At 68.6% G+C, this 23,325-nt stretch carries 23 protein-coding genes; 11 read left to right on the top strand and 12 right to left on the bottom strand.

All coding sequences use genetic code 11. The features are described from left to right. Positions 1-38: 38 nt before the first annotated feature. Positions 39-1,544 carry a winged helix-turn-helix domain-containing protein gene (locus tag AC1RRP_RS15565; RefSeq protein ID WP_493037741.1) on the top strand — a complete coding sequence of 502 codons (1,506 nt, stop codon included), beginning with the start codon at positions 39-41 and terminating at the stop codon, positions 1,542-1,544. Positions 1,545-1,554: 10 nt separating this feature from the next. Here the strand turns inward: AC1RRP_RS15565 and AC1RRP_RS15570 are convergent, their stop codons facing one another. From AC1RRP_RS15570 to lptA, 6 genes are all read right to left on the bottom strand, one after another. Beyond that, the gene (locus tag AC1RRP_RS15570; RefSeq protein ID WP_493037743.1) at positions 1,555-2,346 is read right to left on the bottom strand and encodes a UPF0149 family protein; all 792 of its coding nucleotides are present in this window, start codon (positions 2,344-2,346) and stop codon (positions 1,555-1,557) included. A gap of 21 nt (positions 2,347-2,367) precedes the next feature. Further along, positions 2,368-2,781 carry a putative toxin-antitoxin system toxin component, PIN family gene (locus tag AC1RRP_RS15575; protein WP_493037745.1) on the bottom strand — a complete coding sequence of 138 codons (414 nt, stop codon included), beginning with the start codon at positions 2,779-2,781 and terminating at the stop codon, positions 2,368-2,370. A 2-nt stretch (positions 2,782-2,783) separates the two neighbouring features. Further along, positions 2,784-4,061, bottom strand: a complete 1,278-nt coding sequence (locus tag AC1RRP_RS15580; protein ID WP_493037747.1) for a THUMP domain-containing class I SAM-dependent RNA methyltransferase — start codon at positions 4,059-4,061, stop codon at positions 2,784-2,786. 1 nt (position 4,062) lies between these two features. Beyond that, on the bottom strand, positions 4,063-5,634 hold the full coding sequence (rpoN, locus tag AC1RRP_RS15585; protein WP_493037749.1) for an RNA polymerase factor sigma-54: 1,572 nt from the start codon (positions 5,632-5,634) through the stop codon (positions 4,063-4,065). Positions 5,635-5,827: 193 nt separating this feature from the next. Continuing rightward, entirely contained in the window at positions 5,828-6,598 is a 771-nt protein-coding gene (gene lptB / locus AC1RRP_RS15590; RefSeq protein ID WP_493037989.1) for an LPS export ABC transporter ATP-binding protein, read from the bottom strand. 59 nt (positions 6,599-6,657) lie between these two features. Next, on the bottom strand, positions 6,658-7,257 hold the full coding sequence (gene lptA, locus AC1RRP_RS15595; protein ID WP_493037751.1) for a lipopolysaccharide transport periplasmic protein LptA: 600 nt from the start codon (positions 7,255-7,257) through the stop codon (positions 6,658-6,660). Between the two features lie 187 nt (positions 7,258-7,444). On the opposite strand from lptA, the gene gshB reads away from it, so the two are divergent. Further along, complete coding sequence (gshB, locus tag AC1RRP_RS15600; RefSeq protein ID WP_493037753.1) at positions 7,445-8,407, top strand: glutathione synthase; 963 nt, start codon at positions 7,445-7,447, stop codon at positions 8,405-8,407. Here the strand turns inward: gshB and AC1RRP_RS15605 are convergent. Genes AC1RRP_RS15605 through AC1RRP_RS15615 form a run of 3 tightly spaced genes read right to left on the bottom strand, consistent with a single transcriptional unit; the run spans position 8,404 to position 11,760 of the window. Then, positions 8,404-9,168 (bottom strand): class II glutamine amidotransferase, encoded by a 765-nt coding sequence (locus AC1RRP_RS15605; protein ID WP_493037755.1) that lies wholly within the window; start codon positions 9,166-9,168, stop codon positions 8,404-8,406. The genes gshB and AC1RRP_RS15605 overlap by 4 nt on opposite strands. Before the next feature lie 4 nt (positions 9,169-9,172). After that, a complete protein-coding gene (locus tag AC1RRP_RS15610) occupies positions 9,173-10,633 on the bottom strand; it encodes a DHA2 family efflux MFS transporter permease subunit (RefSeq protein ID WP_493037757.1) in 1,461 nt (486 codons plus the stop codon). After that, positions 10,630-11,760, bottom strand: coding sequence for a cation diffusion facilitator family transporter (locus AC1RRP_RS15615; RefSeq protein ID WP_493037759.1), 1,131 nt, complete (start codon positions 11,758-11,760; stop codon positions 10,630-10,632). Before AC1RRP_RS15615 ends, AC1RRP_RS15610 begins: the two co-directional genes overlap by 4 nt. A 71-nt stretch (positions 11,761-11,831) precedes the next feature. Between AC1RRP_RS15615 and AC1RRP_RS15620 the strand changes: the two genes are divergently transcribed. Further along, positions 11,832-12,140 carry a hypothetical protein gene (locus AC1RRP_RS15620; protein ID WP_493037761.1) on the top strand — a complete coding sequence of 103 codons (309 nt, stop codon included), beginning with the start codon at positions 11,832-11,834 and terminating at the stop codon, positions 12,138-12,140. A gap of 4 nt (positions 12,141-12,144) precedes the next feature. Here AC1RRP_RS15620 and AC1RRP_RS15625 read toward each other — a convergent pair whose 3' ends face one another. Then, positions 12,145-12,369, bottom strand: a complete 225-nt coding sequence (locus tag AC1RRP_RS15625) for a cysteine-rich CWC family protein (RefSeq protein WP_493037763.1) — start codon at positions 12,367-12,369, stop codon at positions 12,145-12,147. Positions 12,370-12,442: 73 nt separating this feature from the next. Between AC1RRP_RS15625 and AC1RRP_RS15630 the strand changes: the two genes are divergently transcribed. From AC1RRP_RS15630 to AC1RRP_RS15640, 3 genes are read left to right on the top strand one after another with little or no spacing between them, the layout of a single operon-like run. Continuing rightward, entirely contained in the window at positions 12,443-13,966 is a 1,524-nt protein-coding gene (locus tag AC1RRP_RS15630; RefSeq protein ID WP_493037765.1) for a glycosyltransferase family 39 protein, read from the top strand. A 6-nt stretch (positions 13,967-13,972) separates the two neighbouring features. Continuing rightward, complete coding sequence (locus AC1RRP_RS15635) at positions 13,973-14,761, top strand: phosphatase PAP2 family protein (protein WP_493037767.1); 789 nt, start codon at positions 13,973-13,975, stop codon at positions 14,759-14,761. Between the two features lie 20 nt (positions 14,762-14,781). After that, a complete protein-coding gene (locus AC1RRP_RS15640; RefSeq protein ID WP_493037769.1) occupies positions 14,782-15,465 on the top strand; it encodes a glutathione S-transferase family protein in 684 nt (227 codons plus the stop codon). 13 nt (positions 15,466-15,478) lie between these two features. On the opposite strand, the gene AC1RRP_RS15645 is transcribed toward AC1RRP_RS15640, so the two are convergent. Together AC1RRP_RS15645 and AC1RRP_RS15650 are read right to left on the bottom strand one after the other, a co-directional pair. Beyond that, a complete protein-coding gene (locus AC1RRP_RS15645; RefSeq protein WP_493037771.1) occupies positions 15,479-16,468 on the bottom strand; it encodes a PhnD/SsuA/transferrin family substrate-binding protein in 990 nt (329 codons plus the stop codon). Between the two features lie 22 nt (positions 16,469-16,490). Then, positions 16,491-17,462 (bottom strand): Bug family tripartite tricarboxylate transporter substrate binding protein, encoded by a 972-nt coding sequence (locus AC1RRP_RS15650; protein ID WP_493037773.1) that lies wholly within the window; start codon positions 17,460-17,462, stop codon positions 16,491-16,493. Positions 17,463-17,560: 98 nt separating this feature from the next. Between AC1RRP_RS15650 and AC1RRP_RS15655 the strand changes: the two genes are divergently transcribed. The 5 genes from AC1RRP_RS15655 (at position 17,561) to AC1RRP_RS15675 (ending at position 23,322) form a co-directional block, all read left to right on the top strand. Then, a complete protein-coding gene (locus AC1RRP_RS15655) occupies positions 17,561-18,847 on the top strand; it encodes an aromatic ring-hydroxylating dioxygenase subunit alpha (RefSeq protein WP_493037775.1) in 1,287 nt (428 codons plus the stop codon). Positions 18,848-18,881: 34 nt separating this feature from the next. After that, complete coding sequence (locus AC1RRP_RS15660; RefSeq protein ID WP_493037777.1) at positions 18,882-19,979, top strand: zinc-dependent alcohol dehydrogenase; 1,098 nt, start codon at positions 18,882-18,884, stop codon at positions 19,977-19,979. Beyond that, positions 19,976-20,761, top strand: a complete 786-nt coding sequence (locus tag AC1RRP_RS15665; RefSeq protein ID WP_493037779.1) for an IclR family transcriptional regulator — start codon at positions 19,976-19,978, stop codon at positions 20,759-20,761. Before AC1RRP_RS15660 ends, AC1RRP_RS15665 begins: the two co-directional genes overlap by 4 nt. Further along, positions 20,758-21,654 carry a CobW family GTP-binding protein gene (locus AC1RRP_RS15670; protein WP_493037781.1) on the top strand — a complete coding sequence of 299 codons (897 nt, stop codon included), beginning with the start codon at positions 20,758-20,760 and terminating at the stop codon, positions 21,652-21,654. Before AC1RRP_RS15665 ends, AC1RRP_RS15670 begins: the two co-directional genes overlap by 4 nt. Before the next feature lie 96 nt (positions 21,655-21,750). Next, the gene (locus AC1RRP_RS15675) at positions 21,751-23,322 is read left to right on the top strand and encodes an MFS transporter (RefSeq protein ID WP_493037783.1); all 1,572 of its coding nucleotides are present in this window, start codon (positions 21,751-21,753) and stop codon (positions 23,320-23,322) included. Positions 23,323-23,325 lie beyond the last annotated feature (3 nt).

Raw genomic sequence — 23,325 nt, forward strand, 5'->3', positions numbered from 1 at the left:
AAACCCTGCTAAAACAGGTGTCCATTCGGGAGAGCCTCTTGCATTCCTACCGTTTCGCCCAGTGTGAGGTCCGCCCGACGGACCGTGTCCTGCTGCTGGACGGCATGCCGGCGGCCTTGGGTGCACGCGCTTTTGACCTCCTGCTGTGCCTGCTCGAACGCCACCCGCACATGGTGAGCAAGGAGGAGGCGCTGACTCGGGTCTGGCCCGGGCTGGTGGTGGAGGAAAACAACCTCTCCGTCCAGGTGTCGGCCCTGCGCAAGGTCCTGGGCAGCCAGGCCATCGCCACCGTGGCCGGCCGCGGCTACCGTTTTTCGCTCGAGCTGCAGCCGCCTGCCGTCACCGCGACGCCTTCCGTGGCACAGGGCCAGCCCACGATTGCCGTACTGCCCTTCAGCATGCGATCGGAGGAGCGTCGGGTCCAGCTGCTGGCCGACGGCCTGGCCGAGGATGTGATTGCCTTGCTGGCCCGCGTGCCCGGTTTCCTGCTGATCTCCCATGCCTCATCCTTTGTGTTCCGCAACCAGCCGGCCACGCTGCCGGAGATTGCCCGGCAACTCGGCGTGCGCTATGTCGTGGAGGGCAGCGTGCGTGCACTAGACGCCACGCTGCGCGTGTCGACGCAGCTGACCGACGCGGCCAGCGGGCACGTGCTGTGGAGCGGACAGTTCGAAAGTGCCCTGGACGCCACCGGAGACCTGCAGGACGGGATCGCGCGCGGCATCATCTCGCAGCTGGAGCCCGAGCTCACCCGCGCCGAGATTGCGCACATCCGCCGCCAGCGGCCCGAAAACCTGGACGCCTGGGCCCACTACCGCCAGGCCATCGGCGCCATCGTCCTCAAGGGCTGGGGCGAGGCCTCACTGGACGAGGCCCGCCAGCAGTTGCAGAAAAGCGTGGCGCTGGACCCTGACTTCGGCCTGGGGCACGCCCACTACGCGCTGCTGACCGCACTGGCCCGCAACCTCGGGATGCTGCCTGATGCGGCGCATGCTGAGAGCGAGGTGCTGCAAGCCGCCGAGCGCGCCATCGCGCTCGACGAGGGCAGTGCCGAGGTCCTGGGCTACTCCGGTTGTGCCCTGTGCGACATCGGGCGGCATGAGCGCGGCAGCGCCATCCTGCAGCAGGCCCTGGAAATCGACCCCAGCAACGCCCAGGCCCATGTGGCCCTGGGCGCCGCGCAAGCCATGCAGGGGCAGCTGGACGCGGGGATCGCACGCATGCGACTGGGCATGAAGATCAGCCCACGAGACCGGCGCCTGGGATTCTGGGGCTGGGCGCTGGGGTGCTTTCTGCTGCGGGCCGGGCACAACGAGGAGGCCCTGGCCGAGGCGCGAACCTCGGTCCGGCGCGATCCGACCTTCTACCTCGCACGCGTGCTGGAAGCCGCCACCCTGGATCGCCTGGGCCGCGAAGACGAGGCCCGACAGGCGCTGGCAGCGGCTCGAAAGCTGCGGGTGCCCCTCAGCCTGCAGGAAATCACGCTGACGCACGGCAAGCGCATCAGCGAGCGACTGGCCCGGTACTGGGGCACCGCGTCGTGAGCTAGGCGCCTCAGGTCGCGCCGTGGCACTTCTTGTATTTCTTGCCGCTGCCGCAGTAGCAAAGGTCGTTGCGCCCGGGCGTGGCCTCCTTGCGCACGGTCTCCACGCGCGGGCCGATGCTGCGCCAGAGTTCGCGCAGGTCGTAGACGGCCCAGATTGCATCGCCAAAGGCATTGAGACGCTCCACGCTGACCGAGGGCGGCGTATCGTCGCCGAACGGTGATATCTCGGGCTCACCGGTGTCATCCTCGGTCATGGTCACGATGGTTCCCAGGGCATCGTCCAGCCACTGCGCGGCCTCCTTGTCGCGCGGGGGGGACCACTCCTCAGGCCAGTTCTCCACGGCAAACATGAAACCCAGCGCCCAGACCTGGGCGAAGGCCGGCACCTCCTCGCCGAGTTCTGCACGCTCGGCCGCGGGCAGCGTGGCAATCGCGCCGCGTACGTCCATCACCTCGGGCTGGTAGGCCGCCTCGTCTTCCAGGTTCTCGACCTCGGCGTCCAGCGCCAGCGCCACTTCCTGCCAGCGCCGCGTCCACAGCGCGAGGAAACGCTCACGCTGCGTCGTATCGGCAAAGGGCGCGAGGGCGGCGGCATCGTCCAGGCCCAGGAGCACGGGGAGATATTCCTCTGGGGACATGGGGCGGCGGCCGCAGATCAGTGCGGCCATGAAACCTTCGCAGAATTCCCATTGCGGGATTTCCTCGTCGCGCGTGCGCAGCTCGTCGAGGATGGCGTCGAGCTCGTCGAAATCCTCGGGCTGCAGCAGTTCGCCGGGGGTGGGGGTGTCGGATGTCGTCATGGTCGTTCCCGAGGGTGATGATCAGTGGGTCGCGGCGGCCAGGGCCGGGGCGGCGCTCACCCCCAGCGGCAGCAGGCGTCGCTTGAGGCGCAACACGGCGTGGTCCTTGCTGAGCAGCAGCGCACGGTGCGCCACGGCCAGGTCGATGAACTTCTGGTCGTCCGGGTCCTTGCAGACGCAGGACACCCGCGGGGCCGTCTCGACCATCCGCACCTGCCGGTCGAAAGCGGCCAGCACCTCGGTGGCGCCGAGCTGGTAGTAGGCCAGGCGCGACACGATGTGCGGATAGGCCAGCACGCGCGCCAGTTCCTCGCGCATGGCCGGCGTGGCGATCCATTGCAGCCGACGCGCAGCAAGCGCGTCCTTCAGCGGCGGCGTGGCCGGGTCGTCGAAGACCAGCAGGTCCAGCACGATGTTGGTGTCCAGCACGATCATGGCTAGCCCGGCTTCTCGCGTGCCGAACCCTTGATCATCTCGAACTTGAACAGCCGGCACTCCAGCGGGCCGTTCCACATCGGGACGCGGCGCGATTCCTTCAGCCGCATCTTGCTGGGCAGCTTGAGGTCGGGCGTGAGCACCCAGGCGGTCCAGCCGCTGTAGTTTTTCTTCCAGTGGCTGGCCAGCTTGCCGAAGAAGGCCTGGTCATCACCGGCGCTGTCGGCTTCGGGCAGCTCACGCGCGCCAAAACGCGGCGTACCGGCCCTGGCGCCCGCGCCAGCCCCCGCGAAGCCGCCAGCCTCGATGCGTTCGCCATAGGGCGGGTTGACCAGCATCACGCCCGGTGTGGCGCAAGGCGGCAGGCGCTGCAGCGCGTCACCACCACGGAACTCGATCACGTCGGCCACGCCGGCGCGCTGGGCATTGCGCTCGGCGAAGTCCACCATGCGGTGCGACACGTCGCTACCGTAGATCAGCGCGGCCTGGCCCGGCTCGGGTTTGACCACCGCCTGCGCAGCCTCGGCCTTCATGGTGGCCCATTCGGCGGCGCGGAAGGGCCGGTATTTCTCGAAGGCAAAACGGCGCAGGGAGCCGGCCGCGATGTTGCAGGCGATCTGCGCCGCCTCGATGGCGATGGTGCCGCTGCCGCAGCAGGGGTCGTACAGCGGCGTCAGGTCACCCTCGGCGTTGCCCTCGGCCCAGCCGCTGGCGGCGATCATGGCCGCCGCCAGGGTTTCCTTCAGGGGTGCATCGCCCTTGTCCTCGCGCCAGCCGCGCTTGAACAGCGGTTCACCCGAGGTGTCGATGTAGAGCGAGCAGCTGTCGGTGGTCAGGTGGGCGTAGATGCGCACATCGGGCCACTGGGTGTCCACATCGGGGCGCACGCCACCCGAGGTCTCGCGGAAACGGTCGCAGACCGCGTCCTTCACCTTCAACGCCGCGAAGTTCAGGCTGGTCAGCGGGCTGTGCTGCGCCGTGATCTCGACCTTGATGCTCTCCTTGGGCGTGAACCAGTGCTCCCACGGCACGGCCATGGCGGCGCGGTACAGGTCCTGTTCGCTGCGGTACTCGGTGTACGACACCAGCACCAGCACACGCTGCGCCAGGCGGCTGTAGAGGTTGAGCAGCATGGCGTGCGCAAACGAGGTACGCACCGCCACACCACCACGCTGTTTGGTGATGCAGCCCGGGGGCAGTTCCGTGATCCGCAGGATCTCGGCGGCCAGGTAGTCCTCCACGCCGGCGGCGCAGGGAAGAAAAAGAGTGAGTTGGTTCACGTCAGAGTGCCTTGCGCAGGTTGGCGGGGGCTATTTTCAAGGCTTCGCGGTACTTGGCCACGGTGCGACGCGCGCACTCGATGCCCTGCTCCTTGAGCATCTCGGAGAGCTGGCTGTCGGACAGCGGCTTCTTGGCATTTTCGGCGTTGACAAACTGCTTGATCAGCGCGCGCACCGCCGTGCTGGAGGCGTTGCCGCCCGACTCGGTGCCCAGGCCCGAACCGAAGAAGTACTTGAGCTCGTAGGTGCCGAAGGGCGTGGCCATGTACTTGGCCGTGGTCACGCGGCTGATGGTGGACTCGTGCAGGCCCAGCTCGTCGGCGATCTCGCGCAGCACCAGCGGGCGCATGGCCAGCTCGCCGTGCATGAAGAAGTTCTTCTGCCGCTCGACGATGGCGCTGGAGACGCGCAGGATGGTGTCGAAACGCTGCTGGATGTTCTTGATGAACCAGCGCGCTTCCTGCAGGCGCTGCTGCAGGGCGGCGTAGTTGTCGCCCTCGCGGCCGCCGGCCTTGTGGCCCTTGAGCGCGTTGGCATAGATGTCGTGCACGCGCAGCCTGGGCATCACGTCGGGGTTGAGCTGGACACGAAAACGCGTCTGCGCTCCGCTGCCGCTGCGCAGCACCAGCACGTCGGGAACGATCACGTTGCGCTCGACGTTCACGAAGCGCCGGCCGGGTTTGGGCTCCAGCCGGGCCACGAGGCCCAGGGCCTCGCGCGTCAGGGCCTCGCTGCCGCCGCAGAGCTGGGCCAGTTTCCTGAGGTCGCGCCGCGCCAGCAGTTCGGGCGGCTGCTCGATCATGCGCAGGGCCTGCGCCACCACCGCCGGTTCGGGCAAGGACGCCGCACCCCGCATCGCATCGGCCTGCAGGGCCAGCAACTGCAGGCGCAGGCACTCGGCCATGCTGCGCGCGCCCACGCCCGTGGGCTCCAGGCTCTGCAGCAGGCGCAGCGCCAGCGCGAAGTGCGCGATCATCGCCTCCTCGTGCTCCGGATCCTCCCCGGTCAGGCTGCGCGCCAGCTCCTCGATCGGGTCCTCCAGGTAACCGTCTTCGTTGAGCGACTCGATCAGGAACTGCAGCGCCGCGCTGTCTTCGGCACCCAGGCGCAGGGACAGGGCCTGGCGCTTGAGAAAGTCCTGCAGCGACTCCTGGCTGCGCGCCAGCTCCGTGGCGTCGGCTTCGTCGTCCTCGCGCGCGCCGTTGCGCGCCGGGGCGTCGCCGCCCCACTCGCTGTCGTCGGGCGACATGTCCACGCTGCCGTCCCCCTCCCAGCTGCCCTCGCTCTCCAGGCTGGTCACCGCCGCGGTTTCGTCCGGTCCCTCACTGGCCGGGGTGCTGCTGTAGTCGTAGTCGGCCTCGTCCTGCGACACCGGGGTGTCGGCACGCTCCAGGCCGTGGGCCTCGCGCTCGACGCTGTCGTCGGCACGCTCCAGAAAGGGGTTTTCGTCGAGCAGCTGCTCGACTTCCTGGTTCAGCTCCAGCGTGGAGAGTTGCAGGAGGCGGATGGACTGCTGCAGCTGGGGCGTGAGCGCCAGATGCTGGGAGACCCGCAGCGACAGTCCCTGTTTCATGTGTACCTGATTCGATCAGCCAGAGGGTTCGGCGTGAGCGCCGCCGGGCCGCCCCAAGGCGCGAGACATGACGGCACGAGACGTGCGTGTCTCTTCAGCCCGTCCAAGCCTGCGCAGGCAGGCTTGGAGCCGCGGGCCTCAGCCCCCTCGGGAGGCAGCGAGGGCACGCCAGTGCCGAGCGTGGGGGCCATAGTCACATCTTGAAGTGCTCGCCCAGGTAGACCCGGCGCACGTCGGCGTTGTTGACGATCTCGGCCGGGGTGCCCTGGGCCAGCACGCGGCCCTCGCTGATGATGTAGGCGTGGTCGCAGATGCCCAGGGTCTCGCGCACGTTGTGGTCGGTGATGAGCACGCCGATGCCACGCGCTTTCAGGAAGCTGATGATGCGCTGGATCTCGATCACCGCGATCGGGTCGATGCCGGCGAAGGGTTCGTCCAGCAGGATGAAACGCGGCTGCGTGGCCAGGGCGCGCGCGATCTCCACGCGGCGGCGCTCGCCACCGGACAGCGCCAGTGCCGGCGAGGCGCGCAGATGCTCCACGCGCAGGTCCTGCAGCAGGGCGGTGAGCTGCTGCTCGATCTCGTCCTTGCGCAGGGGCTTGCCGTCTTCGCCATGCTGCAGTTCCAGCACGGCGCGCACGTTGTCCTCGACGTTGAGCTTGCGGAAGATCGACGCCTCCTGCGGCAGGTAGCTCAGGCCCAGACGCGCACGCTGGTGGATGGGCATGTGCGCGACCGCATCGTCGTCGATCAGGATCTCGCCGGCGCTGGCACGCACCAGGCCCACGATCATGTAGAAGGACGTGGTCTTGCCCGCGCCGTTGGGCCCCAGCAGACCCACCACCTCGCCCTTGCGCACGGTCAGCGAGACGTCCTTGACGACCTCGCGGCTGCCGTAGAACTTCTTGAGGTGGCGTGCCTCCAGGCGGCTGGGTTCGCCGCCGGGCAGCGTGTCCTGGGCCACAGCCGAGTCAGGCTGGGAATCGGGCGGCAGGGTGCCGGCGGCGGTCTGCAGGCTGTCGCTCACTTGCGCCCTCCGCCCAGGGTGTTGTCGGTGCGCAGGGGCGCGCTGGCGCGCGGGGCCGGTGGCGCGGCCGTCTCGTTGCGCGGCGTCAGGGTGGCGCGCACACGCTCGCCGCCCTTTTGCGGGCTGCCGTCCACCGTGAAGACGTCCGTCAGGCTGTTGTACTGGATGATGTTGCCCGTCACCACATCGGCCACCTGGGTGCCACGCAGGCGGCGCAGCCGGGCGTCCTTGATGAGCTTGAACACGTCGGCGCGACCGTCGTATTCGATGGTCTCGCTCTCACCCTCGATGTATTCGTCCTCGCCGTCACGCTTCTGGCGGAAGAAGGCGCGCTGGCCCGGCTCGGCCGTCACCACGCCGAACTGGTAACCCTGCGGGTCCTGGCGCACTTCGATGCGTGTGCCCTTGATGATGATGGAGCCGCGGGTCAGCACCACATTGCCGCTGAAGACGCTGATCTGCTTGAGGTCGTCATAGCGCAGCGCATCGGCCTCGATGTTCATCGGCTTCTTGGCATCGGCCGTCTCGGCACCGGCCACGCCCGCCGTCAAGGCGCAGGCCGCGCACAGCAGGAGGCGGAGGAGGGGAAATTTCATAAAGGCACGAATCTTGCTCTCTGGGTCTCGGTCATTGTAATCGGGTCGGACGGCTGGTCCAGTCCTTGCTTTTGCCTGTTTTCCAGCGGGCCACCCGCCCCGCGTCCATGGGCCTGCTCCACCGTGCTCTCTGGTTTCATGAGAGACTTCCCGGCTCCTCCCCCTCACCACGCTGCGACCCCCTGCCATGAACCTGCTTTTCGTCGCCGATCCGCTGGAATCGTTCAAGACTTACAAGGACAGTACCTTCGCGATGATGCGCGAGGCACAACGCCGTGGCCACACGCTGGCAGCCTGTGAGCCGCGCCACCTGAGCTGGCTGGCCACCACCGGCGTGCAGGCCCATGTGCGTCGCATCCGCCTGACCGGCCACGAAGAACACTGGTTCCACGAAGCGCCGCTGGCGCCGGCGCAGCGCCTGGCTGCGCTGCGCGACTTCGACGCCATCGTCATGCGCAAGGACCCGCCCTTCGACAGCGAATTCTTCTACGCCACCCACCTGCTGGAACAGGCCGAGCGCGAAGGCGCCCGGGTCTTCAACAAACCGCGCGCCCTGCGTGACCACCCGGAAAAGCTCGCCATCCTCGAGTTCCCCGAGTTCACCACGCCCACCCTGGTCACGCGCGAAGCGCAGGCCGTGCGCGACTTCCACACCCAGCACCGCGACATCATCCTCAAGCCGCTGGACGGCATGGGCGGCATGGGCATCTTCCGGGTGAAGGACGAGGGCCTGAACCTGGGCGCCATCATCGAGACGCTGAACCGCGACGGCGCGCAAACCCTGATGGTGCAGAAGTTCCTGCCGGCCATCGCCCAGGGCGACAAGCGCATCCTGGTCATCGGCGGCAAGCCCGTGCCCTATGCGCTGGCACGCATCCCGCAGGGCGGCGAGGTGCGCGGCAACCTGGCGGCTGGCGGCAAGGGCGTGGCCCAGGCCCTGAGCACGCGCGACCGCGAGATCGCCGAGGCCATCGGCCCCGTGCTGGCCGCACGCGGCCTGCTGCTCATCGGCCTGGACGTGATCGGCGACTGTCTCACCGAGATCAACGTCACCAGCCCCACCTGCTTCCAGGAAATCACCGACCAGGCCGGCTTCGACGTGGCATCGATGTTCGTCGACGCACTGGAAGCGGCCCTGACCGTACGCTAGGCTACCGGCGCCCCGTCCACGAAGACCCGCAACTCGCCCGGCGCAAACAGCGTCCAGGCCTCGTTGGTCGTCAGCGGCGCTGTTACCACCACCGCCACGCGGTCGCCCGAGGCGGCGTGCTCGGCAAAGTTCACGCTCAGGTCCTCGTCGCGCAGCGTGGCGCTGCCGAAGGGGTGCTGACGCACCACGTGGTACAGGTTCGTGGAGGCATGTGCCCACAGCGCCTCGCCATTGCTCAGCAGGAAATTGAAGGTGCCGTATTTCGAGATCTGCGGCACCAGTTCGCGCAGGGTGAGCGTGAGTTCCGCAATGCTGGGCACGCTGGCGTGCGACTTGGACAGCTCCTGCAGCAGCCAGCAGAAGGCGCGCTCGCTGTCGGTGTGGCCCACCGGCCGGAAGCTGCCGTGCAGGCGCGGCGCGTAGTCCTTGAGGTCGCCGTTGTGCGCGAACACCCAGTAGCGCCCCCAGAGCTCGCGCACGAAAGGGTGACAGTTCTCCAGCGTCACCTCGCCCTGGGTGGCCTTGCGGATGTGCGAGATGACATTGCGGCTCTTGATCGGGTAGTGGCGGATCAGCTCGGCCACCGGCGACTCGGCAGCCGACTGGTGGTCGACGAAATGGCGCAGGCCCTTGTCCTCGAAGAAAGCGATGCCCCAGCCGTCGCCGTGGTGGTCGGTGCGCCCGCCGCGCTCGGCAAAACCGGCGAAGCTGAACATCACATCGGTCGGCACATTGCAGTTCATGCCCAGCAGTTGGCACATGGTCTTATGTCTCCAATCGCGCAGGCGCACGCATCTGCCAGGCCGCCAGCATGGCTACCGCGCAGACCAGCGCCAGCATCACGAAGGTCTCGTCGAAGGCAGCCAGCCGCGCCACACTGCTGTCGTGGCGGGTCAGGCTGTCGCCGTGCGCGGCGATGCGCCACTCCAGCACGATGCCGCACAGGCTCACGCCCACCGCGCCGCCCAGCATGCGCAGGAAATTGATGGCGCTGGACGCCTGCGAGATCAGCCTCGGCTCCAGGCCGGCCATGGCGCCGTTGTTCAGCGACGGCAGGATGAAACCCAGGCCGATGCGCCCCAGCACCACCCAGGCCACCAGCAGCCACAGCGTGGCGTGCAGGCTGATGGTCACCATCAGTGCGAACGAGGCGGCCAGCAGCGCCAGGCCCAGGCAGATCAGCGTGCGGATCGGCCAGTGGTCCGACAGGCGCCCGGCCAGCGGGATGGTGACGGCCAGCACCAGGCCGGCCGGCAGCATGATGGTGCCCACGTGCGAGGCCGAGAGCTGCTGCGCCATCTGGATGTAGAGCGGCAGCAGGTAGGTCGAGCCGAACAGGGCCGTGCCATAGATGAAGGCCACCAGGCTGCCCATGGCGAAGGAGCGGAAAGCAAAAAGGTCCGGGTGCATGAGCGGCATGTCTCCGCGCCGCGCCTGCTGCCGCTGCCAGGCGATGAAACCCACCGTGCAGGCCAGCGCCACACCCAGCAGCACCCAGGCCTGCGGACCGGCCTGGCCGTGCAGTTCGACCATGCCGTTGAGCAGGCACAGCGTGCCCACCGTGGCCAGCAGCAGGCCGGCCCAGTCCAGCCGGTTGCCCTGGCGGTCTGCCGTGGCGCCACCGGGCGCGGTGACCGGCACGTAGCGGTAGGCCAGCCAGATCGAGGCCAGGCAGAAAGGCACGACCATGAAGAAGATCGAACGCCAGCCGAACCAGTCGACCAGCAGGCCACCGATGCTGGGGCCCAGCGCCGGGGCCAGCACCACGCCCATGCCGAAGATGCCGCCAGCGCGGCCGCGCTCGTGCGGCTGGAAGGCCCGCATGATGATGATGGCCGGGATGGGCTGCACCACACCCGCTGCCAGGCCCTCGACCACGCGCGCGCCCAGCACCACCTCGAAGTTGCCGGCCAGCCCGCCCACCACGCCACCCGCCATCAGCATGAGCATGGACACCGCATAGGTGCGGCGGTAACCGAAGCTCGTCAGCAACCAGGGCGTGCACAACATGGCCACGGTGGTGGCCACCATGAAGCTGGAGGTGGCCCACTGCGCGCGTTCCTGGCCCAGCGTGAACTGGTGGCTCATGTCGGGGATGGCCACGTTGATGATGGTGGACGACATGATGGAGGCCATGGTGCCCACCATCACCGCCAGCAGCAGCAGCCAGCGGTAACGCTCGCCGTAGCGCGCCTGCATCTCGGGCAGGGTGGCGGGGGGCTTCAAGCGTGCGCTCCGGCGGGGGGGCAGCGCAGGCTGACGCGGCTCACATGGCCCAGGCCCGCCAGCGCGGCCTGCACCTCATGCTGCAGGCGCTGCAGTTCGGCTGCGCTGACGTGCCCGGCCAGCTCGGCCTCCACCTCCAGCCCGCTGTCCAGGTAATGCAGGCGCAGCAGGGCCGGGCGGCCCAGCGCTTCCTGCGCCAGTGCCTGCACCTGCGCGCGCGGCGGCAGCGCCAGCACGCGCGCGAGGTGGCGCACCGTGCCGGGGTCGATGTGCACGGTGCATTCAGCCACGCGGTGCGCGGCCTTGACCTGCGCAGCGATCTGCTCGGCGATGTAATGCCCCTCGGACACCGAGAGATGCGTGCCCACCTCGACGTGCATGTCGATCACGGCCCAGTCGCCCATGCGGCGGGTGCGCAGGTTGTGCACATCGAGCACACCGTCGACAGCGCGCGCCGTGCCGTGGATGCGCGCGATCTCCTCGGGGTCGAGCGCATGGTCGGTCAGGCTGTGGAAGGCGTCGACCGAGAAGCCCCAGCCCGCCTTGACGATCATGAAGCCCACGATCACGGCCGCCACCGCGTCCATGCTGTGGTAACCCAGCAGGTTGGCCGCAATACCCACCGCCACCACCAGCGACGAGGCGGCATCGGCACGCGCGTGCCAGGCGTTGGCGATCAGCATCGCGCTCTTGAGCCGCTCGCCGATGCGCCGCATGTAGCGGAACAATCCTTCCTTGGCGACCAGGGTGATCAATGCCGCCACCAGGGCCAGCGGATGCACCGCGTCCAGGTTCTGGCCATCGTGCAGCTTGACCCCGGCCGTCCACACCATGCCCACACCGGTGGCCAGCAGGATCATGCCAATGGCCAGCGCGGCGGCCGTCTCGAAGCGTGCATGGCCATAGGGATGTTCCGCGTCGGCTGCGGCATGCGAATGGCGCGCGGCAAACAGCACCACGCCATCGGCCACCAGGTCGGACAGCGAATGCAGGCCGTCAGCGATCAGGGCCTGCGAACGGGCAAACACGCCGATCACCACCTGGGCACTGGCCAGGAACAGGTTGACCCAGACGCTGATCCAGGTCGAACGCTGGGCCTGGCGTTGTTCTTCATGGCTACGGGTCATGGCAGGGCAGGTCTGGGTGGGTGGGAGCCTGATGCTAGCAGGCAGACCGCCTTGGTGGCACCATGGGCGGCATGACACCCCGTACCCTGGCCTGCCTGTCGCTCGTCCTGCTGTTCACGCTGCCAGCCCAGGCCAGCTCGCAACTCGCGCTGGACCAGGGTTGTTACAGCTGCCACGGCGAACCACCGCGCCGCAATGCCCCCAGCATGGCCCAGCTGGCGACCGACTACGCACGCTACCGCGGCGAGGCCGACGCCCCGCGCCGGCTGGCCGACAAGCTGCGCGAGGGCGGCCTCTTCGCCCACATCGCCGCGCATGAACGCATCAGCCCCGAGGAATGCGAAACCCTGATGCGCTGGATCATCGACGGCGCAAAGTAGCGCCTCAGGCCTGCTGCGCCGCGGCGCGGGCGCACGCCGCGCAGATGCAGGCCTGGCGCTGCGCCTGCGCCGGCACCCGCGCCAGCAGCTCCGGCGTGAACGTCGCCGTGGTGCACCAGCAGGGCGGCTGCGGCTGGCCGGTGGCCCGCGCGATCTCGTTGGCGCAGCCATTGGGCCGGCCGCACAGGGGGCAGCAGCGGGGGTCGATGGCGGCTTGGGGCGTATCCATGGCCTGCAGTTTAGTCCGTGGCCAAACCGTTGCCCTCGTTTAGACTTCACCGTCCCACCCCTCCGGATCCACCGTGTCCCTCAACGCCCGCCCCTCCACCGTGCTGACCCTGCTCCTGCTGGGCCACAGCCTGCTGCACTTCGTGCTGGGCTGGGTGCTGGGCCTGTCGGGCGACGAGGCGCATTACGCGCTCTACGGCGCCAACCTGGCGCTCAGTTATTACGACCACCCGCCCCTGGTGGGCTGGATACAGTGGCCGCTGGTGGCGCTGGATGCACCGGAGGGCCTGCTTCGCCTCGTCCCCGAAGCACTCTGGGTACTGACTGCACTCTTCATTCATGACACCGCGCGCCGCCTGCACACCCTGCTGGTGCCGGCCGCCGGCAGCGCCGACGCCGCCGGCCTGTGGGCCGTGCTGGCCTACAGCCTGGCGCCCGTGCTGCACATCCTGGGCATCGGCCTGCTGCCGGACACGCTGCTGATGGTGTTCACCGCCGCCATCCTCTGGCAGACCCTGCGCCTGCTGGATGAGAGCGTCGCGCAGCGCCTGCCCGAATGGCTGCTGCTGGGCGCCCTGCTCGGGCTGGCCGGCCTCTCCAAATACACCGCCATCTTCGCCGCGCTGCCGGTGCTGGCCTGCCTGCTGTCGGCCCACGGCCTGCGCCTGCTCAGGCAAGCCGGCCCGTGGATCGCCCTGCTGCTGGCCGTGGTTGTGGTGCTGCCGGTCTTCGTGTGGAACGCGCAGCACGAATGGATCTCCTTTGCCTACCAGCTCAAGCACGGCAAAGGCAGCCACTGGCAACTGGGCCAGGTGCTGGTCTTCCTGCTGGCGCAGGCCCTGCTCTATCCGCTGCTGGTCTGGGGCCTCTTCGGACTGCGCCACAAGGTGCTGGGCGGCTTCGAGCTGGACCGCGCCCAGGCCTGGCTGCTGACCTTCTTCGCCCTGCCCTTCGCGGTGCTGGCCTATCTCTCGGGCGGCGGCTCCAGCCTGCCGCACTGGACGGCGCCGGCCTGGGTGGCCCTGGCGCCCTTTGCGGGCCTGGGCCTGGCCGCGCTGTGGGCGAGCGGGCGGCACACGCTGATCTGGGTGCTGGGCAGCCTGCAGGCCCTTTTCACCGGGGGCATGTACGTGCTCATGCTGCTGGCCGGCCCGCCCTGGATCGCTGGCGAGCCACCCGGCAGCAAGGAGCCGGAGATGCTCAACCCCTTCACCGACTTCTACGGCTGGGACGAGGCCGGCGCACGCGCGCAGCAACTGGCGCGCGAGCACAACATCGCCCACCTGGCCGTGCAGAACTGGACCCTGGCCAGCCGCTTCGCCTGGTATGCCCGTCCCATGCCGGTGCACGTGCTGGCGCCGGACTTCGACCAGTTCTCGCTCTGGACCGGGCCCCTGCCCCTGGGCGCCAGCGCCGTGCTGCTGGACTGGTCGCAGATGGCGCACGCGCTGCCCGTGGGCGACGGCATGTTCGAACGCTGCGAGCTGGCCGACACCCTGCCCGTGCAGCATGCCGGGCGCACCATTTCGCATTTCCGCCTGTATCTTTGCGAGGTCTGGGCCGGCCGCCCCGCGCCGCGCCGCCAGGACGCCTCCTGAATTTCCATGAACGACGCCGTACCCGACCGCCGCATCGCCCCCTGGCACTGGGCCCTTCCCTTCATCGTGGCGGCGTTGACCGCGCCGCTGTGGCTGGGCTGGTACGAACCCGGCGTGTTCCGCACGCTCAACCGCGCCTTCATGGTGCTGCCTGACGGCTTCTGGGCTTTGCTCTCGCTCTTCGGCACCGGCTGGGCCATCTATGCCGCCACCGCGCCTGCGCTGTGGCGCGCACCGCGCATCGTTCTGGCCTGGATCTGCGCCGCGCCGCTGGCCGGCGTGCTCACGCGCGTGGGCAAGAACCTGGCCGACAACCCGCGCCCGCTGGAAGTGCTGGGCCTGGAAGGCATCCACGTCATCGGCGAGCCGCTGTTCATCGCCGCCATGCCTTCGGGGCATGCCCTCACGGCCTTCGCCGGTGCCGCCGCCATCTATTTCGCCATGGCACCCCGGCAACGTCTGCGCTGGCTCTGGCTTTTTGTCCTGGCCTTCGGCGTGGCCTGCTCGCGCATCGCCGTGGGCGCGCACTGGCCGGCCGACGTGTCGGTGGGCGCCGCAGCCGGCATGCTCAGCGGACTGACGGGCGCCTGGCTGGCCGGGCGCATTCCCGAACGCCACCTGCGGCCACAGGCCTGGCTGATGCGCGGCGTGGCCCTGCTCGGCCTCTACAGCCTTTACGTGCTGTGGACCGACGAGATGGGCTTTGCCATCAACCTGCCCTGGCAGTACGCGCTGGGAGCCTTCCTGGCCGCCTGCCTGGCGCTGTTTGCCGTGCGCAGCCTGCGCACGAACTGAAACCTGAAGGAAACACGCCCATGCTGCTGTACGACCTGGTGAATGCAAAACGCGCCCACTTCAGCCCCAACAGCTGGCGTGTGCGTCTGGCCCTGCTGCACAAGGGCCTGGCCTTCGAAGTGCGCGACGTGCTCTTCGGCGACATCCCCAGCATCCACAGCGGTGGCGACAAGCTCACCATCCCCACCCTGGGCCACGCAGGCCAGCTCGTCACCGACAGCTGGGCCATCGTGCAGCACCTGGACACGGCCTTCCCCGACACCCCGCGCCTGATCCCCGACGGCGCCGAGGGCCACGTGCTCAAGTTCTTCCAGTACTGGGCGCAGACCACGGTCCACGGTGGCATTGCACGCCTGATCCTCAAGGACCTGCACGACAGCCTGGACCCGGCCGACCAGGCCTACTTCCGCGCGTCGCGCGAGAAGATGTACAAGACCACACTGGAAGACCTGCAGGCCGGCCGCGAGGAGCGCGTCGACGCCTTCCGCAAGTCGCTGCAGCCCCTGCGCCAGGCCCTGGGCCACGGGCCTTACATCGGCGGCGAGCAGCCCGGGTATGCCGATTACCTGGCCTTCGGCGGTTTCATGTGGGCACGCGTGAGCAGCCCCTTTGCCCTGCTGGCCGAGGACGATGTGGTCCACGCCTGGCGCGAGCGCTGCCTGGATCTGTACGGCGGCGGCGCCCGCCGGGAGCGGGCCGCTTAGTGAGACATCACTCCTAGATCGAGTAGGTCTCGTAGGTGGCGGGGTGGAACAGCTCCTCCACCGCCATGAGCCGCCTGGACAGGCCCTGTGCGTGGTGATGCCGCACAAAAGTCTCCAGCGTCCTGCGCGCCGCCTGCACGCCGTAGGACCAGTAGTCCTCGCCCAGCGCTTCGCGCGCCGCCTTGAGCTGCTCTTCCACGAAGGGCAGGGTCACCTTGGTGGCCGAGGTGTCGGAAAGCAGCTCCAGCGCGTGCGCCTTGGACGCCGTGAAGGCCTTGAGTACCGCCGCGGGCAGCCAGGGATGGGCCTGCGCCAGTTCCTTGCGGATGCCCACCACATGCATGATGGGAAACACCCCGGTACGGCGGTAGTAGTCCCTGGCCTCAGCGGTAGGGTCGTCGAACAGCCAGCCGATGTTGGGATTGCGCAAGGCCGCGCGGCTGGGCGGGCGCGGGCCGATGAACCCGTCGATCTCGCCGCGGTCCAGCAGTTCCGAGATGGTGGAGCCCTGCGGCGCGGCCTCCACCGTCACGCCCGGCGGCAGCTGCAGCGCAATCTTCTCGGGACGTCCCGGCGTGTCGATGCCGCCGCGCACCCAGCAGATGTCTTCGGGTCGCACCCCATAGTCGTCCTGCAGGATGGCGCGCGCCCAGACGTTGGCCGTGAGCTGGTATTCCGGCAGGCCGACACGCCGGCCCTTGAGGTCGGCCGGCTGCCTGATGCGGTCCTTGCGCACATAGATCGAAGTGTGGCGAAAGGCACGCGACAGGAACACCGGCACCGCGATGTAGGGGCAGTCACCCTGTGAATGCTTGACCAGATAGCTGGAGAAGGAGAGTTCGGCGATGTCGAAGTCCCGGCTGCGCATGGCCCGGAAGAACATCTCCTCGGGATTGAGCAGCATGTAGACCGGGTCGACGCCGTCGATCTGGACCCGGCCGTCGTAGAGCGCGCGGGTGCGGTCGTAGTCGCCCATGGCGACCGAGAGCTGGAGTTTGGCCATGGCTGCCGTCTTCCGGTCGGGTTTACTGGGGCTTCTTGATGGACTGCACCAGAGGCGTCCAGCGCTCGATCTCGCTGCTGACGAAGCGCGTGAACGTCGCGGCGTCCCAGTCCTGGGTTTCCATGCTCTCGAAGGCCAACTGCTTCTGCGCGGCCTCGATCTTGAGGCCGCGGCGCACTTCCTCATTGATCTTTTTCACCAGCGTCGGCGGCATGCCGGGCGGGCCCGACAGGGAGAACCAGGTGATGGAGGTGAGGCCCGGGTAGCCCAGTTCCGCGAAAGTGGGGACGTCCGGAATTTCGGCCAGCCGCCTGGAGGCCGTGGTAGCCAGCGCCCTGAGCCGGCCGGACTTGACGAAGGCGTTGGCAGACGAGTAGGTCATCACGGCGGCCAGGATCTGGCCGCTCAGCAGGTCCGTGACGGCCGGTCCTGCGCCTTTGTAGCTGATGTGGGTCTGCACGTAATGGGCCTGCTTGGCCAGCAGTTCACCAACCAGGTGGCCATGGGTGCCCTGGCCCGGCGAACCCCAGCTCAGGCCATCCTTGAGTTGCCTGGCATAGGCGATGAACTCCGGGACGCTGTTGGCCGGCACCGAGGGGTGCACCACCAGGGCCAGGGGTGGGCCGCCGAGCAGCGCGATGTGGGTGAAGTCGTTCATCGGGTTGAAGGATTTGACCTCCACCGGAGCGATCACATGCGAACCGATGCCCGACACCACCAGGGTGTAGCCGTCGGGTGGCAGCTTGGCGACCATGGCCGAGCCTATGGTGCCGCCGCCGCCGGCCTTGTTGTCCACGATGAAGGTCTGCCTGAGACCCGCCTGCAGCTGCTGCGCGATCATGCGCCCCAGTGTGTCAGAGGAGCCGCCCGGGGCATAGGGCACGACGATACGCACCGGCTTGGCGGGCCAGTCGCCGGCGGGCCTCTCGACCTGCGCCAGGGCGCCGGTCGAGAGGCCGAGCAGCGCGGCCATGGCGAAGAGTTGACGAACCATGGGGCTCCTATTTTTTTGGTTGCAGGACCAGATGAGCTCATGCTATCTTCGTTCTTCCAAAAGGAAAAGAATTCCCCTATACGGAACAGGAGACGACGATGCTGAAAACGGAACAGAACAAGCTGGTGACCCGTACCGACGCCGGCACCCCCATGGGCAATCTCTTCCGGCGCTACTGGCTGCCGGCGCTGCTGTCCGAGGAGCTACCCGAGCCGGACTGTGCGCCAGTGCGCCTCAAGCTGCTGGGCGAACGCCTCATCGCCATCCGCGATACCCAGGGCCGGCTCGGGGTGATGGACGAGTTCTGTGCCCACCGCGGGGTCTCGCTCTGGTTCGGCCGCAACGAGGAGAATGGGCTGCGCTGCCCGTATCACGGCTGGAAGTTCGACGTCAACGGCCAGTGCGTCGACGTGCCTTCGGAACCCGAAGGCAGCCGCCTGTGCGACAAGGTCAAACTCAAGTCCTATCCCCTGATCGAGCGTGGCGGCGTGATCTGGATCTACATGGGACCACCCGAGCACCAGCCGCCAGCCCCCGAGTGGGAGTTTGCCACTGTGCCCGCCGAACAGAGCTTCATGTCCAAGCGCCTGCAGGAGTGCAACTGGCTGCAGGCGCTCGAAGGCGGCATCGACTCCAGCCACGTCTCCTTCCTGCATCGCGGCGGCCTGAGCCGCGACCCGCTCTTCAAGGGTGCCAAGGGCAATGAGTACAACATGCAGGACCTGCGGCCGCAGTTCGAGGTGGCCGAGGCCGAGGGCGGGCTGCTGATCGGGGTGAGCCGCAAGGCCGAAGCCGGCAAGCTGTACTGGCGCATCACGCCCTGGATCATGCCCTGTTTCACCATGGTGCCGCCGCGCGGCGACCACCCGGTGCATGGCCACTTCTGGGTGCCTATCGACGACGAAAACTGCTGGGCCTGGAGCTTCGACTACCACCCCTCGCGCGCGCTCAGCGCCACCGAGCGCCAGGCCATGCAGGACGGCCATGGCATCCACTGCAAGTACGTGCCCGGCACCTACATCCCCCTGGCCAACAAGTCGAACGACTACCTGATGGACCGCGAGAAGCAGCGCTCCGGCGAACTCTACAGCGGTATCGAAGGCATCGCCGTGCAGGACTCCTCGCTGCAGGAGAGCATGGGGCCGATTGCGGACCGCACGCGCGAGCACCTCACCGGCACGGACCGCGGCATCGTGCAGGCCCGCCGACGCCTGATCGCGGCGGCCACGGCGCTGGCCGAGCAGGGCACGCCGCCGCCGGGCACCGAGCCGCACGTGCAGAAGATACGTTCCGTGGCCATCGTGCTGCCCGAAGGCCAGCCTTTCCACGAAGCCGCCAGGGACGCCCTGCGGGCCGAACCCAACAAGGCGCACGTCACGGTATGAACACGCTACCGCACTCCGGAGTCGGAGACGCGTCATGAAAGCCGCCGTGGCCATGGCGCCTGGCGTCACCGAGATCCGCGAGCTGGTCGTTCCCGCGCCGGACGCGGCCTCCGGACTGCTGCGCGTGCTCAGCACCGGCGTCTGCGGCAGTGACTGGGGCTATTACCAGAACCTGCCGCCCTCGCGCGGCCCGCTGATCCTGGGCCATGAGACCGTGGGCCTGGTCGAGCAGATCGGCGCCTTCGCGGCCCGGCACTGGAACGTGAAGGAGGGCGACCGCGTCGCGCTGGAAGAGTACCTGCCCTGCGGCCACTGCGAGTATTGCCGTTCGGGCGAGTTCCGGCTGTGCAATGCCACCGACTGGCGCCTGGGCGGGCTGCGCTACGGCGCCACCGGGCTGTCGGTGGCGCCCGGTCTGTGGGGCGGTTTCGCGCAGCAGCAGCACCTGCACTTCAACACGGTGTTCCACCATGTGCCAGCCGGTGTCTCGGCACGCCATGCGGCGTTGGCCCTGCCCCTGTCCAATGGCATCGAGTGGACCTATCTGCAGGGTGGCGCCGGTCCGGGGCAGACGGTGGTGATCCAGGGGCCCGGCCAGCAGGGCCTGGCCTGCGTGGTGGCCGCGCGCGAGGCGGGGGCCGAGCAGATCATCGTCACCGGCCTGAGCAGCGAGACCGATCGGCAGCGCATGGCGCTGGCCCGGCAGCTCGGAGCGCACCACACCATCGACATCGAGGCGCAGGACCTGCTGGAGAGCGTGGCCGACCTCACCGGCGGGCGCATGGCCGATCTGGTGATCGACTGCGCGGCCGGCGGGCCGGCTTCCGTGGTCAGCGCCATCGAACTGGCGCGCAAGCGCGGCCGCGTGATCCTGGGTGGGCAGAAGCGCCAGAAGATTCCGGCCTTCGACAGCGACCGCATCATCGCCAATTTCCTGACCGTCAAGGGCATGCGCGGGCATTCCTACGAGTCGGTGGAGCTCGCGTTGCAGCTCATCGCGGGCAATCGCCACAATGTCACCGCCATGAGCACCCACACCTTCACGCTGGAGGAGACCGATCTGGCGCTGCGTTCACTGGTAGGTGAGGGCGTGGCGGGTCCCATCCACATGACCATCGAGCCCGACCGTTGAACACCCAGGCCCAAGACTCACCGGCGCGCCGCCTGTCCTCCGTCGGCAGCGCGCTGCGCCTGCTGAAGACCTTCACGGCCGAGGAGCCTGAGCTGGGCATCACGGCTCTGGCCAGACGCCTGGGGGTGGCCAAGAGCACGGCCCACAGGCTGGCGAGCACGCTGGTGGCCGAAGGCTTTCTGGAGCAGAACCCGGTCGACGGCCGTTACCGCCTCGGCCTGCTGCTGTTCGCGCTGGGCGCCCAGGTGCGCCGGCGCATGGACGTGTCGGAGCAGGCGGTGCCGCACCTGCATGAGCTGAGTGCCAGGAGCGGTGAGACGGTGCACCTGGCGGTGCTGCACGACGCCGAAATCCTCTACCTGCGCAACATCGACAGCCCTCACGCCATCCGCACGCGCTCCTACCTCGGCGTGCGCATGCCGGCTCATTGCACCAGCGAAGGCCGGGCCCTGCTGGCCTACAGCCCACCGCTGGTGGTGGCCAACGTCCTGCGCGCCAGGCTGCAGCCGCGCACCGAGCACACGGTGACCGACAAGACCCGGCTCGCCCAAGTCCTGGAGCGGGTGCGGACCAGCGGCTATGCCATCGACGACGAAGAGTCGGAAAACGGCATGCGCGGCGTAGCCGCACCCATCTTCGATGCCAGTGGTGCGGTGGTGGCCGCCGTGGGGCTGGTCGGGCCCACGCAGCGGGTTTCCAAGGCCGGCTTGCGCAAATTTTCCGCCCTGGTGGTGGAGGCCGGCCACGCCATCTCTTCGCGCCTGGGTCATCCCTCCAGATGAACACCCGCCGGATCCCCGTCTGGCTCGTGACCGGCTACCTGGGCAGCGGCAAGACCACGCTGCTGAAACACTGGCTGCGCGATCCGGCGCTGGCCGACGCTGCCCTGGTGGTCAACGAGATCGGCGAGGTCGGTTTCGACGACCGCCTGCTCGCCAGCGCCGTGGGCAGCGCCATGCTGCTGTCCAACAACTGCGTCTGCTGCACCGGCCTGCCGGGGCTGGAAGAGGCGCTGAGCGAACTCTGGTGGGACCGCTTGCACCGGCGCCGTCCGGCGTTTTCTTCCGTGCTGATCGAGACCACCGGCGTGGCGGACCCCCGGCCCATCATCGCCGCCTTCGGCACCGTTCCCTTCCTGCAGCAACGCTACGCCCTCGCCGGCGTACTGGCCACCGCCAGCGCCCCGGCAGGCCTGGCACTGATCGAGGCGCAGACTGAGGCGCGCGCGCAGATCGCGGCGGCCGATGCGCTGATCATTACCAAGGTCGACCAGGCCGATGGTGCGCCCCTGGCGGAGGCCCTGCACGCACTGAACCCGCGTGCGGTCCTGGCGCAATCGGCACTGGCCTCCCTCGGATGGCCGCAAGTCTGCGCTCTGCGCGACGGCGCGGCCGCCGCGACCCTCGCGTCCACACACGAAACGCACGGCCACCATCACCATGCCGCCGCCAGTTTCGTGCCGCTGATGGATGCCCTGTCGGCCAGCGAGCTGAAGGCACGCGTCGATGCGCTGCGCGACGGCGCGCTGCAGCGGCTCAAAGGCGTGGTCCGGTTGGACGATGGCCGGCTCCATGCGGTGCAATGGGCCGTCGGTGACCCCGACATCAGCCTCGCTCCGTTTGCCGGGCAGGCGCCTGCGCTGGGCCTGACCTGCATCAAGGGCCGCGCGGACTGAGCGGCGGATTGCTCGACAATAGCCGCCATGCGATCCTTCTTCCGACCCAGGAAACCAGGCGACGCGACGCCCGGGGCCGCCTCTGAGGCGCCCTCCATGAATGCCCTGGCCCCGCTGCGCCTGCCGGTGTTCCGCATGCTGTGGGCCACCTGGCTGACCGCCAACGTCTGCATGTGGATGAACGATGTCGCGGCGGCGTGGATGATGACCTCGCTGACCACGACCCCCCTCTGGGTGGCCCTGGTGCAGACCGCCTCGACCCTGCCTGTGTTCCTGCTGGGCCTGCCCAGCGGGGCCATGGCCGACATCCTGGACCGCCGGCGCTATTTCATCCTGACCCAGTTCTGGGTGGCCGGCGTGGCCCTGCTCATGTGCGTGACCATCCTGGCGGGCTGGATGTCGCCGGCCCTGCTGCTGCTGCTGACCTTTGCCAACGGCATCGGCCTGGCCATGCGCTGGCCGGTGTTCGCGGCCATCGTGCCCGAACTGGTACCGCGCACCCAGCTGCCGGCGGCGCTGGCCCTCAATGGCGCGGCCATGAACGGCTCGCGCATCATCGGGCCGCTGGTGGCCGGCGCCCTGATCGCGAGCGCCGGCACGCTCTACGTCTTCCTGCTCAATGCCGCGCTCTCGGTCGTCGCCGGTTTCACCATCATGCGCTGGCGCCGCGAGCACAAACCCCACCCGCTGGGCCGCGAGAAACTCTTCAGCGCCATGCGCGTGGGCCTGCAGTTCGTCGCGCATTCGGCGCGCCTGCGGGTCGTGCTGCTGCGCATCGCCCTGTTCTACAGCCACTGCACGGCGGTGCTGGCCCTGCTGCCCCTGGTGGCGCGCGGCCTGCCCGACGGCGGCGCCGGCACCTTCACCCTGCTGCTGGCCGCCATGGGCTCGGGCGCGGTCGTCGCCGTGCTCTTCCTGCCGCGCATGCGCCAGGCCATGAACCTCGACCAGCGCGTGGTCTTCGGCACCGTGCTGCAGGCCGCCTCGATGGCCGTGATCGCCTTCACGCCCAATATCTACCTGGCCGTGCCCACCATGTTCCTGGGCGGTGTGGCCTGGATCACGGTGGCCAATTCCCTGAGCGTGTCAGCCCAGATGGCGCTGCCCAACTGGGTGCGCGCCCGGGGCATGTCCATGTACCAGATGGCGCTCATGGGCTCGGGCGCCATCGGCGCTGCCGTCTGGGGACAGGTGGCCACCTGGAGCAGCGTGCAGACCAGCCTGCTGGTGGCAGCCATCTCGGCCGTGCTGTCCCTGTTCCTGGCGCGGCGCTACTGGGCCGGCCACCACGGCGAGGAAGACCTGACGCCGGCGAGCGAGTACACGCAGCCGGTGGTCAGCACGCCGCCGTCCTCCGGTCACATCCTGGTCACCATCGAATACCGCATCGATCCGGCGCAGGCCGAAGCGTTCAAGGCCGTACTGGAGGAGAACCGGCACAGCCGCCTGCGCCGCGGCGCGCTGCATTGGGAGCTGCTGCACGACCTGAGCCAGCCGGGCGTCTACGTCGAGCACATCGTCGACGAGTCCTGGACCGATCACCTGCGCCGCTTCGAACGCATGACGGCCGACGACGTCGCGCTGCGCGAGCGGGCGCGGGCGTTTCACATCGGCGACACCCCGCTGGTCGTGAAGCGCTTCGTGATCGAGAGCACGGTGCGCAGCTGAAGC

This window comes from Hylemonella sp. GW821-FHT12C09 (assembly GCF_058807395.1).